A 16,190-nucleotide genomic window follows, 5' to 3' on the forward strand; every position below is an offset into this window, starting at 1 on the left:
TTAGCCTAGCGAGGTCTGACACCGAATTCTGCCTTGCCCGGGTGCTCAATGGTATGAATGAGTCAGGACCTGTTGGCACCAACCGTTTACTGCAAGGGAGAAGTTATCGATGTTCAAGCCTGACCTGTTGGTTCCGGTGCATGAGTTTTCGCGGAAAACCATCGATTTCTCCCGTCAAATTGCCGTCATGGCAGTGATCAACCGCACCCCGGATTCTTTCTATGATGCAGGTTCCACCTTCGTTTTGGATCAGGCAGTGAACGCGGCGCTTCAAGCCGTACAAGCCGGTGCGGACTGGGTTGATATCGGCGGAGTCCCTTTCTCTCCCGGTCCAGAACTAGCGTGGGAAGAAGAAGCTGAACGCATCGTTCCGGTGATCAAGGCGGTGCGCGAAGCCAGCGACGTAATCATCTCCGCCGACACGTTCCAACCTAAAGTGGCCCAGGCAGCCATCGAAGCCGGCGCCGACGTCATCAACGATACGACCGGCTTGGCGTATCCCGAGCTCGCGCAGGTTGTTGCGAAAAACGACGTACATCTGGTGATTACTCATTCGTTGGCCAAACCGCGAACGATTTACCCACGCCCTACCTACACCGATGTAGTGGCTGAAGTGCGCGAGTATCTGAGTCAAAAGGTTCAGGTGGCTCTCGATGCCGGTATTTCACCGTCCAAGATCATCGTGGATCCGGGCCACGATCTGAACAAGAACACCGCACACACTTTAGAGCTCACCGAACGCTTCGAAGAGTTCGCCAACTTGGGATACCCTGCCTTGGCCGCTGTATCGAATAAGGACTTCATCGGAGAGACGTTGGACCTGCCTAAATCGGAGCGCACCCTCGGCTCCATGGTCGCAGCGACGATCTGCGCCATGAACGGAGCGCGCATCTTACGTATGCACAACATCGCAGAGTCGGTACAAATGGTTCGCATGATTGAAGCCACCCACGGCTGGCGAGAACCTGCGTATCAAATTCATAATATGGGGGACGTAAATCCTCCCGCTCATCCGGAACGCAGTCAAAGCAACTAGAAGGAGTTCAACCGATGCGAGCCTTGCTACCTGAATCAATCACAAACATCAGCGACGAACAGCTTCTGGAACGCTACAACAGCGAGCAACGCCCCTTTGTGCGCTTCAACTTTGTGAGCAGCATCGACGGAAGCGCCCAGGTTGATGGGCTCTCGGCAGCGTTGGGTTCAGAGGGTGACCATCGAATTTTTGCCCTAATACGTCGGTTGGCCGATGTCATAGTGGTGGGCTCCGGGACTGTTCGTGCCGAAGGCTACGAAGGAGCATTGGTCTCTGCTCAAGACAGCCAATGGAGAACTTCTCACGGGCTGCGCGCACACCCAGCATTGGCAATTATCTCAACAGGCCTAAATTTGGATCCTGACGCCCCCACCTTTACCCAGTCTCCAGTACCGGTCATGGTATTCACCACGGTTGACGTCACCGCCGAACTGCGTCAGTCCTTCGGAGAGGACGTTGAGCTGATCCAGGTCGCACAGCGCGACGGTGGTTGCGACGCCGCCGAGATTGTTGCCTACCTTGATCAACATGATCTGGGATTCATCCACTGCGAGGGCGGGCCTCATATTTTCGGTCAGTTTGCTACAGCCGGCGCCGTTGATTCGGCCTGCGTGAGCTACTCCCCTGTTCTGGTGGCTGGCGAAGGCAAACGCATCACCGCCCACGACAAGGAAACCTTTCAGCAGTTCTCGTTGCACTCCCTCTTTGAGGAAGAGAACATGCTGTTCAGCGACTATCGGATCAAAAAATCAGCTTGATGGCCGCAGGGATCACGCGTACTCGAAAGTTTCCTGTACCAACGTATTCCCCGTCTGCGTAGCTATCCTCGCGCGTCTGAATGTGGGCTTCCGTTAGTTGCCTGCTCACCTTCCGCGAATGCTTAGCACCAAGAATGATCTTGGGAATCAGCGGTAGAACGGGAATCAATTTTAAGCCGCGGACCATGGCCAATTCCAATTGGCCATCGCTGAAGTCAGCGGTTGGAAAGAGCCTAATGCCACCGCCCAGTGAACGAATATTGGCGATGCTCGCTGCCAGTGCGGACCCCTCATATCGATATGGTCCTGACTGAACTACGGTGTGGAACCCTTTAAGTTTGGGGAGGCTCAAGGCAATTCCAAGAATGTATCTGAAGGATCCGAGCTGGCGCGGCAAGGCATTTGCCGCAGCATTGATCTTGGCTTCGGCTCCCCATGAAACCGCCCCCAGCGCGTACTTGGGCTGCGGATCGGTAGCCACTTCAAATTGAAGTTCCAGTACATCAACGCCCGTAGTTTCGGTACCAGAGGAACAATATGAAATCACCTTGTCTAACGAGTCTTCAAAGTTACGGTGCCCGGTCATGCGCCACAAATCATTGCCACTGCCAGCGGGGATGATTCCGACCGGCACAGTTGAACCAAGCGCTTGAGGGATCATTCGATGAATTAGCCCGTCTCCCCCAACAATGATCAACGCCTTGTGGGCGTCGGTCAGCGCCGGAAGTTGTGCGTGTTCTGCGAAGCTGGTGTCCAACAGCTCATAGCCAATGCCCCTCTGCTTCAAGGCCGCGGCGCCCTTGCGCGCACGCGCCAGCGCTCTGCCATTGCCCGTTGACGGGTGAAAGACGATGCGGACAATGCTTGGGGCGTCATTGGGGGCCATGTACATAAAGATTACTGAGGCAGTCAACACAACCCAAGTACTTGTCAGAATCAATTAGCTAAAATGAGATGCAGCGGCAAGAGGCCGTTGCCGTCGAAAGGATCCCACTGGACCATGAGCATACCGAGCCCGTATGAAATCCTTGGTGTTGCTCCTTCGGCCAGCCTGGAAGAAATCAAAGTAGCTTATCGTCGGGCTGCGCGTGCAACCCACCCCGACCTTGGCGGCAGTGAAGAGAAGTTCAGACAGGTCCAGCAGGCTTTTCAGGATATCTCTGAGTACAACAATCCAATCAGCCACGACCAGACTTTCCAGAAACCCGGCGAGGCACCACGCGCCGGCTTTACCGCTCGCCCGTACGATGAACGACTTCGTACAACACCGCAGCAGCCCAAAGCACAGCTCTCAACACACTACGTCCCCGAGCTGTCGGATGAATCATTCACCTGGCTAAGCCGCACACTCTCAGAGCAAAGAATCCACGGTGAACCACGCAAACGTGGATTGTTCGCTAACCGCTCACGACTCGTACGTGAGGCCAATACGATCAATCTACTCAATAAGAACGTACTCAATGTGCTCCCGGCCGCCCGCTTAGTAAATGGCCTAAATTCCCCACATGGCGGGCAGTATGACCACGTGATTCTTGCCGGATACCGCATGGCCGTCATTAACACGATGACCCTGCCCGAGGGCTACTACTCGTTTGATGGCAGCGTTTTGCGCCATGGAAACAAGCTGACGCAACCGCCACAATTCTCAATCTCGTCGCTTCAACGAAGTTTTATGCAGATGAATGTGGTGCCCTTTACTTTGGTGCTCTCCCCCAATGGGAACCGCCATGAACCGGTCATCGAATACCACCGCAACGCTGATCCAACGCTGGCCACCACCCCGAATGTTCTTAATGCTGCAGCACTCATCCGCGAGCTAAAACTCTTCTTGGGATCAGGTCCAACACCAAATATTGTGGACCGTTTGGCCTTGGCACACCTGCGTGAGGCGATGTACTAACCTCAATGGCGCAATAGCGTGCGAAGAACGCTTAAACTGGTTATGTGTTTCGTATCGTATTCAACGCCCCAGAGATCCCGGGTAATTCCGGTAATGCCATTCGCCTATCCGCTATCACCGGTGCCGAACTGCACTTGGTGAAGCCCCTAGGATTCAATTTCGAGGACGCAAATCTGCGTCGCGCGGGCTTGGATTACCATGACATGGCTAATGTCACCGTGCATGAGAACCTCGACGCTGCCTTCGAAGCTTTAGGCGAGGGGCGTGTCTTTGCGTTCACCTCCGAGGCAAAAACCGTGTACACCGAGGTGAGCTACGAGCCAGGTGACATCTTGCTTTTCGGCAAGGAGTCGGAAGGACTGAGCGCCGAGGATAAGAAGCACCCGCGGGTTACCGATCTGGTCAGCCTTCCCATGCTGTCCGGACGTCGTTCGCTTAATCTGGCCAACACCGCATCGATTGCCGTCTATGAAGCGTGGCGTCAGCACGGCTTCGCCGGCGCATAAGCTACCAGTCTTCAACCGCCACGTATACAGCTGTACCTAATCTTTATAAAGTAGGCTCATAGTGTGCTTGCAGCTTTGCGAGTATTGAACTGTGCCGACAACATTTCGGGAGAATCCAAGACAATGAACGGTAGCGAACCACAGCACCGCGATGAGCCTCAGGACGACGACCTTGGACTTGATCTGGTGAGCCATGTGGCCAGCAGCTCACCAGCCGAGCGAAAGACCAGGCCCAAGCGCTGGATTTTCATAGTTGTTGGAATTCTTGTTATTGCCGTCGTGGCAGCCGTCCTCATTTCCTTGCTCACTGGCGGGCCTAAAGCATCTAAGGCGTCCAAAGCTAGCGATGCTCAGAGCGTGAACGTGCAGCTCAAGAGCGGTGGCCAAGCTACGCTGAGCACCTCTGAGTCAAAGGACGCCATCGGCGTGGAGCTAGCCTCGTTGCCTCCACTAGATGAATCAGAAAAGTACGTTGCTTGGGCAGTTCATGAATCGGGTAGCGTGTCGGTGATTACTACAAGCTCCGGAGAAGACGAGTCCGCTGGATTCAGCCCCGCAGAAGATGTGATTGCTATTCACATCACGGTAGAAAATTCAAAGATCCCAGCAGCTCCTTCTGAAGATACTGAAGCCTCGGTAGACGTACCTTTCACCAAAAAGGCTGACGCTCAGAATACCGAAGGTTCCTAATCAAGGATTCAAGCTTTAAACGAATCAGTGCCCGTGGACGGTGTGGGAGAAATTCCCTACCGACCACGGGCACTGTCTTTTGTTCAGGTACTACAGGTTCAAACGCTCCGGCTAAAAACCAGCAATCGTATCGTCAGCATTAACTGCAACTAGGTGGAAAGCCTCTGCAAGCTTTTCATCCGCGAAGTCAGCACGTTGAGCGTTCGCTGTACATTGCTGCACAACGAATCGCTCCATCGCCTCAACATCGGGGTGCTGAGTGAAGTGAGAACGCAAAGCATCCATCTTCTGATCGAAAAAATCGGTGATGTCTACAAAACCGTTCTCCCGTTCCTTCGGCGCTCCATAGAGCCACAGCCACGGCACCTTGTAGGCATCTAGACCTTCGTCGCGAAGCAGCTCAGGATAGGCGAAGGGGTTCTCCACCGCTGGGTAAATGGCACGAGTAACTGCCTCACCACAGGCCAAATGATCAGGATGCGAGCGTTGAATTCGATCCCAGCTACGTTCAGGGTGCATGGCCATCACGATTGTCGGCTTGACCTGACGGATCAGTCTGACAACCTTGCGCAAGACTTCCTGATTGACTTCCAGGAAGCCATCGCGTTCACCTAAGAAATGTACGGTCTGTACACCAACTTTGCTGGCGGCCTGCTTTTGTTCCTGATGACGCAGGGCAGCAGTTTCTGCTGGGTCCCGATCATCAAATCCGCCAGCATCACCGTCCGTCATGATGCAGTACTGAACTTCTACACCGGCTGCGGTGAAGGCTGCGATAGTCCCGGCTGCGCCGAAGTCTAAATCATCAGGATGGGCTCCGAAAGCGAGAACTCGCTCGGTGTTGCCACCAATGAATTTTGTCGTATCAATCATGCTTGACGGCGTCGAATCTCTTCTGCAGCCTGTGGCAGGACCTTGGCAAGGTCTCCGACGATTCCAAAATCAGCAATTTCGAAGACGGGTGCGTCCACGTCTTTGTTGATGGCAATGATGCACTTGCTGGTCTGCATGCCGGCCTTCTGCTGGATAGCGCCAGAAATGCCCGCGGAGATAAATACCTGTGGAGAAACGGTAACACCGGTCTGCCCGATCTGGGCGTCGTGTGAAATCCACCCGGCATCGGTTGCTGCACGCGATGCACCAACGGCACCGCCCAGTGCGTCAGCCAATTGCTCCACGGCACCGAAGTCGCCGTTCACACCGCGGCCGCCGGCCACAACCACGCGAGCTTCGGTGAGCTTAGGTCGGTCAGAGACAACCTTCTCTTCGGTACCCACGATGCGAACCTTTTCCGCGGCGCTGGTCTCTGTAGCCAGCTCGTTGATGGACACTTCAGCGGCTGCACTCTGTGGTGCATCCTCGATGCTGTTTGGCTTGAGAGTGACAAAGAGGACTCCGCCGGTAGCCTGCGCCTGGGCGCTGTAGCTTCCTGCCAGTTCGTCCTTGGTGACTACCAAGTCGGCGCTGACGTTGATGGCATCGGTGATGATTGATCCCTCAACGCGCACGGCGATGCGGGCGGCAACTTCACGGTTGAAGTTATCGTTAGCCACCAAGACTACGTCCGCGGTGGACTGCTTCACGGCGGCTTCAAGAACCGAAAGTGAATGCTCTAGGAACGAGGCATGATTAGCCGGTGCGACCAGAAGCTTGGCTACGCCGTAGCTAGCCAGCTGTTCTGCAGTTGCTTGCGAAACCTCTGAGGCCACAGCCACGGTTGGTTCGCCAATGCTGGCGGCAAGGGTCAGAAGCTCACGCTGCGCCTTCGAAGGCGCGTCGGCGAGTTCAGTGAAAAATACTAGTGCTGAAGGCATGTTCAAAATTCCTTAGATCAGCTTTTGTTCGGCCAAGAAATCAACCAGGGCAATTCCAGCCTGGCCGCTGTCGTTGATGACGGTGCCTGCTTCGCGGGCAGGGCGAGCTTCAGCGCTAAGCACAGCAACGCGGGAACCAGCAGCTCCTACAGCTTCGGCGGCCAGCCCAAGATCGGCCACGCTGAGTTCAGTGATGCTCTTTTTCTTGGCAGCCATGATGGCTTTGAAGTTTGGGTAACGAGGATCGTTTGCCTGATCTGTCACGGACAAGACCGCAGGAAGCGCAGCAGCCAAGGTCAGCGTGCTCTCCGCATGATCGCGGCGAATGCTCAATTCGCGGCTTGCACCATCAAAGTCAACGCTCAACGCGTGGGTCAGCTGTGCGAAGTTCAGCCGTTCAGCCAACTGTGCTGGAACGACTGAGGTTTCCGCGTCAGTGGAGGACATTCCCGTAACAACCAAATCAACGTTGCCCACGTGCTCCACCAAAGCTGCCAAAGCCTTGGATGTGACCACGGTATCTGAACCGATCAGCGCTTCATCGTTAAGGTGCACGCCTGAGCTGGCGCCCATCTGCAAAGCCTTCTTGATGGAATTGCTGGCGCTCTTACCACCCATGCTTGCTGCGATGACCTCGTGCCCAGCTGCAAAACCGCCCTGGGATTCAACCAGTGCCACAGCTGCTTCAACCGCGTATTCGTCCAGTTCCGACAAAACGGATTCTGAGCGATCTAAGCGTAATGAGCCAGAATCGATGTGACGATCAAATTGCACATCTGGAACGTGTTTGACCAACACCACTATTTTCAGCGGCGCCGTGTTTTCCTCGGTCATTCGAGCCTTCCTACAAAACTATGGCGCCCATCGGGCCATTGGCACCGACGGACTTTCTTATTCACTAACTATCGTATCGATACATCGAGGGTGACTCGTTGTTTATCGACGAATATGCAGGAAGTGACGCAGGCAAGTTGGTCACTTGCCTGCGTCACTGAATTCACTACGTCTTCATTACGACTTTATTTAGTTATTTGACAAGGTCCCTACGTTGACCTTGGCAGTCTGCTCCTTGCCGTTACGGGTGAAGCGAATTTCAGCCTCGCCGTTGGCGGGGATTTCTCGAATGGCCGCGGTGACTGTCTGCGAATCCTTCACCGAACGACCATTCACACCGGTGATAACATCGCCCTTTTGAAGTCCGGCCTTAGCGGCGGCTGAATCGTCGCTCACGCTGACTACCTGAGCACCAACCGAGAAGGACGAGGCGTTCTGTCCCCCACTGGTATCCGAAGCCTGAGCGGTGACGGTAGCGCCAAGCAAACCGTGGGTAGCCGAGCCATTATCAATCAGTTCCTGGGCAACACGCTTTGCGTAATCAATCGGGATGGCGAAGCCAACACCAATGGAGCCGCCTTCATCACCTGAAGTTGTGCTAGAACCCGAGGAAGCAATGGCTACGTTCACGCCAATGATTTCGCCGCTGGAGTTAACCAACGCGCCACCGGAGTTACCGTGGTTGATCGCTGCGTCCGTTTGAATGACGTTGACGTAGATCGAACCGCTGGATTGCTGCTGTTGCTGCTGTTCTTCTTGACCAGGGAACTGGAAGTTGAACTGGTTATCGTCCTGGCTTTCCGATGAACTGCTGTCATCAGGCACGGCCGAGGAAGCAATGGAAATCGTACGGTTGACCGTTGAAATGATTCCGTCGGTCACGGTTCCGCTCAAACCTAACGGTGCACCGATGGCTACGGCAGTGTCGCCGACGTTCAGCTTAGAAGATGAACCCATGGTTGCCGGCACGAGGCCGTCAGCTTCAATGTTGATTACTGCCAAGTCCGACATTGGGTCGGTTCCAACGACCTTTGCAGAATGCACTGTTCCGTCGTTCATCTGAACAGTGATCTTGGGATCTGATACTTCTCCACCAAGGGTAACCACGTGGGTATTGGTGAGGATATTGCCCGATTTATCCAGAACGATGCCCGAACCCGAACCGCTGTTTCCGTTTCCGGAGACCTCGATGGTGACCACGCTTGGGCTAGCTTTGGCTGCGGCCGCGGTAACTTCGGTGACCTTATCAGGATTGTTGATAACAACACCCTGATTTGTGCCGGAATTCGACGATGCGGAGGAGCTACCAGAGTCATCGAGCAAGTAGGTGGTTCCGGCTGCGGTGATGCCACCGACTAAAGCTGCAGCCACCATGCCTGCGATTAGCGTGCTTCCTGCAAAGCGCTTCTTTTCGCGTGGATCCTTCTGCGGAGGAACTGGGTAGGTTGTTTGGGTTCCGGTGCCACCTGCGTAATGTGCACCGTAGGCCGAACCGTTGCTACCGTACTGTCCTGCACTCTGCTGGCTTTGGTAGCCAGCGGTGCTACTTGGAGCAGCGCTAATTGGCTGAGTGTATGGAGCAGAGGTTTGATTCCCGTCATCCGCTGGCACGTTGGAATTTGCGTCTTCGTTTACGTGTGGGTACCGAGCGGTCGGCTCGCTGGAGCCAGCGCCCGCGCTGCTCGGATCATTTGATGGCCTAGCGGAATCACCCAAGTTGTCTTCGCGTGGCTCATTCGGGGTCTGGCTCATGGCTTGCCTCTTTCGAACTGTCGTTTCTCTTGAGTTCTATTATTCTGCTCTGGTCTGTGGCATCGAATTGTGATGACTTTGTGCCTCCTGTGAGTTAAGTAATCTGCAAGCTGAATGTCATAGACGTGCTTCATTAGGCCAAATAGAATCAATCCTAAGTGTGAATCCAATCATTGGATCCACCAGGTCGGGTACAACTCGATCTTAGTTTGACTTAGCTTTTCGGGCGGGAACAAGACATGGGTATAAAAGCTAGACAAATGATCACTGGTGCAATTGTCGCATCGATAGTTTCGCTAGGTGTAACCGCACCGGCAATGGCCGAGTCCCCGGTTACTATTCCAGCTGGCGACTTTGTCATAGACAATTCCGGAGTCCTCGGATCAGACCAATCCCGCTTGGAAAGCGAAATCAAGGAGCTTCGGGTCGACACCGGAATCAGTCTCTTTGCCATCTACGTTGATGAATTTTCCAATCCCACTGAAGCTGCGAAGTGGGCACAGGCTGTGGCTGAAAAGAAGGGCATGGGTAATTCCTCCGCCATTCTGGTCGTCGCGACCGAAACTCGCCAAGCGTATTTCAGTGGAGCTGAAGGCGGGCCGCTGGCTGCCGCCGATCAAGACCTTTACCGTTCAGATATCGCTCCTGCGCTCAGCAACCTTGACTGGGCCGGCGCAACTGAAGGAGCTGTAGAGGCCATCCGCGATTTCGATAGCGGAGCCAGCACTAGCTCAAGCGAGTCCTCTGCTAGCACTGGTTTCGGTGGCACATTGCTTACCGTCTTGCTGTTGGTCGCCGCCGTAGCCGTCGCGGGATTCTTATTCCTTTCTCGCCGTGGCAAGAAGAACTCCCGTTCACTACCCGGACAGCAGCAGAATAATTACCCAGGCATGCCCGGCGCTCCAGCGCAGCAGCCGCAGATTCCAGTAGAACAGCTTCGATTACAGGCTGACCAATTACTGGTTGCAGCCGATGATTCAATTCGTTCGTCACAGCAAGAGCTCGGATTTGCAGAGGCACAGTACGGAAAGCAGTCCGTTGAGGTCTTCGTTCAGGATCTAGCTAAGGCCAAGGAACATTTGACTGAATCCTTCAGGCTGCAACAACAGCTGGATGATGATATCCCGGATACCGATGCTGACCAGCGTTCTTGGCTTACCGAGATCATTAATCGTTGCCAGGAAGTCAATCAGTCCTTGCAAGAGCATGCCGATGAGTTCAAACAACTTCGTCAGCTGGAGCAAAACGCCGAGTCACGCATTTCAGAGTTGACGGCTAATCAGCAACCGCTGAATCAGCGTCTTTCGGCACGAGTCGGTGACCTTGAGCGGTTGTCCGCTAAGTATGACGCCAGCGCAGTAAGTCAGGTCAAGGACAACGCTGATCAGGCTGCCGAAAGGTTGACCTTCGCGGCCTCAGCGCTGCAGCAGGCTTCACAGAAGTTGTCGAGTAGCCGTTCCGAAGCCGCCGTCTTAGTGCAAAACGCTGAGGAAGCACAGGATCAGGCCGGCGTACTACTTGAAGCAATTGCCAAAACCGGTGCGGGCTTGGAGCAAGCAGAACAAGATCTCAAGGCAGCCATAGCCTTAGCTGAACGCGATCTTGCACAGGCCAAGGCCACTTTCGCAACTGGGACTAGCTCTGATTTGGCTGGGCCTATTGCTGGCGTAGAGAGCGCGCTGACCAGTGCTCAGCAAGCGGTCGCAGGCGGCAAGTACAACCCGCTGGCCCTGATCACTTTGCTTGATGACGCATCCAAGCCCTTGAACCAGTCGCTGTTGCGACTACGAGATCAAGCGCAACAGGACCAAGCTTCCCGGGATCAGCTGCAGTCACTTCTGCACACCGCAACATCTCGCATCGGCGGTACAGAGGACTACATTCGTGCCCGTCGTGGAGGCGTCCGATCATCGGCTCGTACCCGGCTTGCCGAGGCACAACGAACACTCGATGAAGCCCACGCAATAGCTAACACCGATCCGGGTCGAGCGGTCGCTGCGGCACAACGGGCCATCCAGCTAGCTGACCAGGCCGCGCAGATGGCCGAAAGCGACGTTAGTGGCTTCGGTGATGGCTTCGGCAACGCTAGCTCCATGGGTGGCTATGGCCGCGGCGGTCGAGGCGGCGGAATGTTTGATGGTGTCGGAGGCGCAGTCTTGGGCGGCATCCTGATCAACACAATCCTCGGTGGCGGGCACGGCGGAGGCGGTCATTCAGGTGGCAACGACGGCTTCTTCGGCGGCGGTGGCTTTGGCGGATTCGGCGGCGGCGATGGCGGCGGCTTCGGAGGAGGTGACTTCGGCGGAGGTGGCGGAGGGGACTTCTAGTCCTTCCCGAATTGTTTGACCACAGTAATGAAGTACCAGCGATATTTTGACGAACAGAAAGGTCACATCATGACCAAGCAATCAATCTTCGGACGCATTTCACAACTGGCCAAGGCCAACATCAACTCAATTCTGGATTCAGCTGAAGATCCACAGAAAATGATGGATCAGATGGTCCGCGACTACAACGACAATATTGCTGAAGCGGAGCAAGCAATTGCGCAGACCATCGGCAACCTTCGCATGCTGGAGGATGACTACCGAGAAGATGAGCAGGCCGTCTCCGAGTGGAGCAACAAGGCTCTAGCCGCTTCCAACAAAGCCGATGAGTTCCGTGCAACAGGCAAGAGCGAAGACGCTTCAAAGTTCGACAACCTGGCTAAGGTTGCCATCCAGCGTCAGATTCAGGCTGAGTCGGAGATGAAGTCCGCTGAACCTACCATCAACTCTCAGCGTGAAATTGTTGAGAAGCTGAAGACTGGTTTGAACCAGATGAAGGAGAAGCGCACCGAGCTGGCTAGCAAGCGGGATGAACTGATCGCCCGTTCTAAGTCAGCCCAGGCGCAGAATCAGGTCAATGAAGCGGTGAAGGCCGTGAACATCATGGATCCGTCGAGCGAGATCGGACGTTTCGAAGACAAGATCCGTCGTGAAGAAGCACGTGTTCGCGGTGCCGCTGAACTTGCCTCATCAAGCCTGGACGCCCAGTTTGAATCTCTGGAGGACCTAGGCGAGCAGACCGAGGTTGAAGCTCGCCTCGCTGCGTTGAAGTCTAAGCAGACCGGAGCAATTGAAGGCTAACCGCTGACAAGCTGATTAGTTCCGATGGTGTGTTGCTGCTGCGCAGTGACACACCATCTTTGGTTAAGCCAAAAATGGAGACCCTCTCGGATCTCCATTTCCACTTTTGTGGCGGGGATAGGATTTGAACCTATGACCTCCGGGTTATGAGCCCGGCGAGCTACCGAACTGCTCCACCCCGCGTCGGTAAATACAACAATACCAATCAGTGAATGACTTGGCCAATTGAGAGCCAGTGGCCTTTGTCACCCCTTAAAAAGAGGGCTTTTACGGCCGCTCCCCTGCCCCCAACAAGATTAGGTCAATCTCGTTAAACCAAAAATGGAGACCCTTTCGGATCTCCATTTCCACTTTCGTGGCGGGGATAGGATTTGAACCTATGACCTCCGGGTTATGAGCCCGGCGAGCTACCGAACTGCTCCACCCCGCGTCGGTAAATACAACATTACCAACTGATGAACTCAATAGCCAATCGAGCGAAGTGACCTTGATCGCAGGCTATTTTCCCGCACCCAGCCGCTCAAAGAGCACCGATGCTTAAACCGAAAAATGGAGACCCTTTCGGATCTCCATTTCCACTTTCGTGGCGGGGATAGGATTTGAACCTATGACCTCCGGGTTATGAGCCCGGCGAGCTACCGAACTGCTCCACCCCGCGATGACTAGACAATTCTTGCATCATCAAGGGGCGAAAGCAAATCGGTGAGCTTACCTACTGGTTAGCCATTCGAGCCTTCAGCAGGCTGCGACGGCTCAGCAGATTCGCTGGCTGCGTTGTCGTCCAGCTTCACTTCTCCATCGACGTCCGTGCCGTTGATGGACGAGTCAGCTTCCATAGCGCGGTTCAAAGCATCTTGCAGTTGCTTCTGAGCTTCACCGTAGGCAGCGAAGTCGCTCTTAGAGAGCGCATCCTGACCCTTGGTGATGGCCTTGTTAGCATCCGAAAGCGCGGTGGAAAGTTTCTGAGCGTCAGACTGAGTCGGCGCCTTTTCACTTTCCGGTGCATCCTTATCCGGTGAGACACCTTCATTCTCACCGGTCACTGCACCTGAGTTACCGCCGAAGACTTCATCCAAAGCCTCCGCGAGGGTATCGGCGAAGCCAACCTGGTCACCGAAGGACACGAGGACCTTACGCAACGTTGGGTAGCTTGTCTGGCCGGAAGACTGAACGTAGACAGGCTGAACGTAGAGGATACCGCCACCGACAGGCAAGGACAGCAGATTACCGTTCTTGACCTCGGAAGCACCTTGACGCAGCAGGTTCAGTTCCTGCGTGACACGGGTGTTGGTATCGAAGTTCTGCTGCGCCTGGCCTGGACCAGGTACGGCAGTGTCACGTGGAAGCTCCAGCAGTCTGAGCTTGCCGTAGTTCTCCGACTTCACGCCGGCAGTAGAACCTGCATCAGCCGAGGCTGAAAGGAATCCAAAGAGCACGTTTCGCTGTTGCCCATTGGACGCTGCTGCAGGGATGAACGTCGAGGTCAGTGAGAACGAGGCCTGATCCTGCGTTGGCATCTTCAATGACATGAAGTAAGGAGGCTGCTTTACACCCGCGGTAGAGGATGTTGGATCATCCGGAACAGCCCACGCATCGTTAGATTCGTAGAATGCGTCAGGGTTGTCCACGTGATAGGTAGTCAGTACTTCTCGTTGAACCTTGAACATGTCCTCTGGGTAGCGGACGTGTTCAATCAGGTCCGCTGACATGTCTTCCAGCGGCTGCATTGCGGTTGGGAAGACTTTCTGCCAAGACTTCAGAATTGGATCCTCCGTGTCCCAGGCGTAAAGCTTTACCGATCCGTCATAGGCGTCAACGGTGGCCTTGACTGAGTTCCTCAGGTAGTTGACACGACCACTCAAGGACAGGTCCTGAGCGTTGGTCAGCGAATCGGCTACCGCCGAATCCAGCTGCTTCTGCTGTGCGTAAGGGAAGTCATTTGACGTGGTGTACCCGTCGACAATCCACTGAACACGCCCATCAACGATGGCCGGGTAGGCACTGGAATCCAAGGTCAGGTATGGAGCTACCTTGCTCACACGGTCGCGAGGGTCACGATCGTAAAGGATCTGGGATTCCTCATTAACCTGCTGAGAGAGCAGCAAGTCGGTCGATGCGAACTTCAGTGCGTAAACCAGGCGGTTAAACATATTGCCAATGTTTGGCCCACCTTCGCCGGTAAAGGTGTAACGCGTATCTTGGTTTTCACCACCGGTACCTGGACGGTCAAGTTCCTGATCGGTCCAGCCCTCATCAGGCCCGCCAACCACCGAGTACTCAGGTGAATTCTCACCGAAGTAGATACGTGGTTCGTAGTCCTTATCGGTGATCAAGTCACCGGAGGTAGGAATACCACCGAGCATGAAGTCAGGTCGACCACCTGCGGCCACACGATTACCGTAGGCAGCAACAAGTCCATAGCCGTGGGTGTAGTTAATGTGCTGGTTAACCCAGGTGTCGTTCTGATCCACGTTAACTTCACGGGCGGCGATGACGGTGTCTTCCACCTTGCCATCAACCTTGTAGCGATCAACATTCAGGTTCTTTGGGAACGTGTAGTAACCACGGAACTGCTGAAGCTGAGCGAACGCGGTGGAGACCAAGTTCGGATCAAGAAGTCGAATATTGGCAGTGGTCGAGGTTTCCTCGGCCAGTGCGTTCTTCTCCGTGGAAATCTTGGCATCGTAATCAGTGGTCTCAACATCGTCTAGCCCATAGGCAAGACGCGTCATTTCGATGTTCCGATCAATGTAGCTGCGCTCAAGTTCACGCTGGGATGGAACAACCTTGTACTGCTGAACCAAGAATGGGTAAACGCCACTGACCACAATCATGGTGACCACCAGCATGGCAGTACCGATCAGTGGCAAACGCCAACGTCCGTTAACCGCCGCGATAACAAAAACAATCGCAATCAAGACAGCGATAATCGCCAGAATCATCTTCGCAGGAATTACAGCGTGTACATCCTTGTACAGTGCGCCGGCGACACGGCCGGACTGATCAGTCAGGGTCTCATACTGGCCAATCCAGAAATTCACTGACTGCAAGACCAAGAACACTGCCGCAACAACCGCAGCGTGAACGCGAGCGGCCTTACCGATAGTGATGCCACCACGTTCTTCTACACGGATTCCGCCGTAAAGGTAGTGAGTCAACAGCCCGGCTACACCGCTAAGCAAAACGACAGAGATGAGGAAGCCGTTGATCAGAGCAATGAAAGGAAGCGAGAAAATAAAGAAGCCCAGATCCATGTTGAACTGAGGGTCGTTACTTCCAAAAGGGACCTGGTTGAAGAAGAGCAAAACAGTCTTCCACTGTCCGGCGACAGCCACCGCCGCGAAAATGCCAACAACCAGCGGGATGCCAACCATCAAGAAGCGACGGATTGGTTCCAGCTGGGCTTGGTAGCGCGACATGGTGTCTGGCTGACCCGCGTTAGGTGCATATACCGGGCGGTGCTTGTAGGCACTGCGCATGGAGAACCACATGGGTATAGACATGAAAGCCAAGGCGATCACAAAAATCACAAGCTTCGAAACGCGCTCAGTCCAGTAGACCTGCGAGAATCCAAGCTGGTTGAACCAAAGGATGTCCGCATAGAAATTGGACAAGAAGACGAACACCGCAACTATGATTACCACCGCAAAGATGGTCAAGGTCAACGGCGAAATTTTCTTGCCTGAGGGGCTGGAAGGTCGTTGCGGTTCACGAGGCCTTGGCGGGCCCCCGAACGGACTATCCGATCCATATGACACTATCTATTCCTTAC

Annotated in this window: 13 protein-coding genes and 3 tRNA genes; 7 read left to right on the forward strand and 9 right to left on the reverse strand. The window is 54.6% G+C overall.

Annotation, left to right across the window (positions count from 1 at the left end; genetic code table 11):
• Positions 1-109 precede the first annotated feature (109 nt).
• Both folP and EYR88_RS04965 read left to right on the forward strand, forming a co-directional pair.
• The gene (gene folP / locus EYR88_RS04960) at positions 110-1,036 is read left to right on the forward strand and encodes a dihydropteroate synthase (protein ID WP_131088596.1); all 927 of its coding nucleotides are present in this window, start codon (positions 110-112) and stop codon (positions 1,034-1,036) included.
• 14 nt (positions 1,037-1,050) lie between these two features.
• On the forward strand, positions 1,051-1,794 hold the full coding sequence (locus tag EYR88_RS04965; RefSeq protein WP_131088597.1) for a dihydrofolate reductase family protein: 744 nt from the start codon (positions 1,051-1,053) through the stop codon (positions 1,792-1,794).
• Here the strand turns inward: EYR88_RS04965 and EYR88_RS04970 are convergent.
• Positions 1,778-2,680, reverse strand: coding sequence for a diacylglycerol kinase family protein (locus tag EYR88_RS04970; RefSeq protein WP_165477276.1), 903 nt, complete (start codon positions 2,678-2,680; stop codon positions 1,778-1,780). The genes EYR88_RS04965 and EYR88_RS04970 overlap by 17 nt on opposite strands.
• 114 nt (positions 2,681-2,794) lie before the next feature.
• On the opposite strand from EYR88_RS04970, the gene EYR88_RS04975 reads away from it, so the two are divergent.
• The 3 genes from EYR88_RS04975 (at position 2,795) to EYR88_RS04985 (ending at position 4,890) form a co-directional block, all read left to right on the forward strand.
• Complete coding sequence (locus tag EYR88_RS04975; protein ID WP_165477277.1) at positions 2,795-3,694, forward strand: J domain-containing protein; 900 nt, start codon at positions 2,795-2,797, stop codon at positions 3,692-3,694.
• Between the two features lie 44 nt (positions 3,695-3,738).
• Positions 3,739-4,200 carry a tRNA (cytidine(34)-2'-O)-methyltransferase gene (locus EYR88_RS04980; protein ID WP_131088600.1) on the forward strand — a complete coding sequence of 154 codons (462 nt, stop codon included), beginning with the start codon at positions 3,739-3,741 and terminating at the stop codon, positions 4,198-4,200.
• Between the two features lie 63 nt (positions 4,201-4,263).
• Positions 4,264-4,890, forward strand: a complete 627-nt coding sequence (locus EYR88_RS04985; protein WP_131088601.1) for an anti-sigma factor — start codon at positions 4,264-4,266, stop codon at positions 4,888-4,890.
• Positions 4,891-5,001: 111 nt separating this feature from the next.
• On the opposite strand, the gene EYR88_RS04990 is transcribed toward EYR88_RS04985, so the two are convergent.
• The 4 genes from EYR88_RS04990 to EYR88_RS05005 form a co-directional block, all read right to left on the reverse strand.
• Positions 5,002-5,763, reverse strand: a complete 762-nt coding sequence (locus tag EYR88_RS04990) for a PIG-L deacetylase family protein (RefSeq protein WP_131088602.1) — start codon at positions 5,761-5,763, stop codon at positions 5,002-5,004.
• Positions 5,760-6,704 (reverse strand): electron transfer flavoprotein subunit alpha/FixB family protein, encoded by a 945-nt coding sequence (locus EYR88_RS04995; RefSeq protein ID WP_131088603.1) that lies wholly within the window; start codon positions 6,702-6,704, stop codon positions 5,760-5,762. The genes EYR88_RS04990 and EYR88_RS04995 overlap by 4 nt, the downstream gene beginning before the upstream one ends.
• Before the next feature lie 12 nt (positions 6,705-6,716).
• Positions 6,717-7,538, reverse strand: coding sequence for an electron transfer flavoprotein subunit beta/FixA family protein (locus EYR88_RS05000; protein ID WP_207306462.1), 822 nt, complete (start codon positions 7,536-7,538; stop codon positions 6,717-6,719).
• A 189-nt stretch (positions 7,539-7,727) separates the two neighbouring features.
• Positions 7,728-9,290, reverse strand: a complete 1,563-nt coding sequence (locus EYR88_RS05005) for a trypsin-like peptidase domain-containing protein (RefSeq protein WP_131088604.1) — start codon at positions 9,288-9,290, stop codon at positions 7,728-7,730.
• Between the two features lie 260 nt (positions 9,291-9,550).
• Here EYR88_RS05005 and EYR88_RS16350 point away from each other — a divergent pair, with 260 nt between their 5' ends.
• Complete coding sequence (locus EYR88_RS16350; protein ID WP_278184782.1) at positions 9,551-11,617, forward strand: TPM domain-containing protein; 2,067 nt, start codon at positions 9,551-9,553, stop codon at positions 11,615-11,617.
• Positions 11,618-11,686: 69 nt separating this feature from the next.
• Entirely contained in the window at positions 11,687-12,418 is a 732-nt protein-coding gene (locus tag EYR88_RS05015; protein ID WP_131088605.1) for a PspA/IM30 family protein, read from the forward strand.
• A gap of 109 nt (positions 12,419-12,527) precedes the next feature.
• On the opposite strand, the gene EYR88_RS05020 is transcribed toward EYR88_RS05015, so the two are convergent.
• From EYR88_RS05020 to EYR88_RS05035, 4 genes are all read right to left on the reverse strand, one after another.
• Positions 12,528-12,601: transfer RNA gene (locus EYR88_RS05020), tRNA-Met, on the reverse strand.
• A gap of 173 nt (positions 12,602-12,774) precedes the next feature.
• Positions 12,775-12,848: transfer RNA gene (locus EYR88_RS05025), tRNA-Met, on the reverse strand.
• A gap of 154 nt (positions 12,849-13,002) precedes the next feature.
• Positions 13,003-13,076, reverse strand: a tRNA-Met gene (locus EYR88_RS05030).
• 61 nt (positions 13,077-13,137) lie between these two features.
• The gene (locus EYR88_RS05035) at positions 13,138-16,083 is read right to left on the reverse strand and encodes a UPF0182 family protein (RefSeq protein ID WP_242632455.1); all 2,946 of its coding nucleotides are present in this window, start codon (positions 16,081-16,083) and stop codon (positions 13,138-13,140) included.
• Between the last annotated feature and the right edge of the window lie 107 nt (positions 16,084-16,190).

The sequence above is a fragment of the Arthrobacter sp. S41 genome, assembly GCF_004320535.1.
Lineage (GTDB): Bacteria > Actinomycetota > Actinomycetes > Actinomycetales > Micrococcaceae > Glutamicibacter.

What these genes read in the sequence shown, in the direction of transcription:
- folP (WP_131088596.1), top strand. Translation starts at nt 110, where the DNA reads ATGTTCAAGCCTGACCTGTTGGTTCCGGTGCATGAGTTTTCGCGGAAA.
- EYR88_RS04965 (WP_131088597.1), top strand. Translation starts at nt 1,051, where the DNA reads ATGCGAGCCTTGCTACCTGAATCAATCACAAACATCAGCGACGAACAG.
- EYR88_RS04970 (WP_165477276.1), bottom strand. Translation starts at nt 2,680, where the DNA reads ATGGCCCCCAATGACGCCCCAAGCATTGTCCGCATCGTCTTTCACCCG.
- EYR88_RS04975 (WP_165477277.1), top strand. Translation starts at nt 2,795, where the DNA reads ATGAGCATACCGAGCCCGTATGAAATCCTTGGTGTTGCTCCTTCGGCC.
- EYR88_RS04990 (WP_131088602.1), bottom strand. Translation starts at nt 5,763, where the DNA reads ATGATTGATACGACAAAATTCATTGGTGGCAACACCGAGCGAGTTCTC.
- EYR88_RS04995 (WP_131088603.1), bottom strand. Translation starts at nt 6,704, where the DNA reads ATGCCTTCAGCACTAGTATTTTTCACTGAACTCGCCGACGCGCCTTCG.
- EYR88_RS05000 (WP_207306462.1), bottom strand. Translation starts at nt 7,538, where the DNA reads ATGACCGAGGAAAACACGGCGCCGCTGAAAATAGTGGTGTTGGTCAAA.
- EYR88_RS05005 (WP_131088604.1), bottom strand. Translation starts at nt 9,290, where the DNA reads ATGAGCCAGACCCCGAATGAGCCACGCGAAGACAACTTGGGTGATTCC.
- EYR88_RS16350 (WP_278184782.1), top strand. Translation starts at nt 9,551, where the DNA reads ATGATCACTGGTGCAATTGTCGCATCGATAGTTTCGCTAGGTGTAACC.
- EYR88_RS05015 (WP_131088605.1), top strand. Translation starts at nt 11,687, where the DNA reads ATGACCAAGCAATCAATCTTCGGACGCATTTCACAACTGGCCAAGGCC.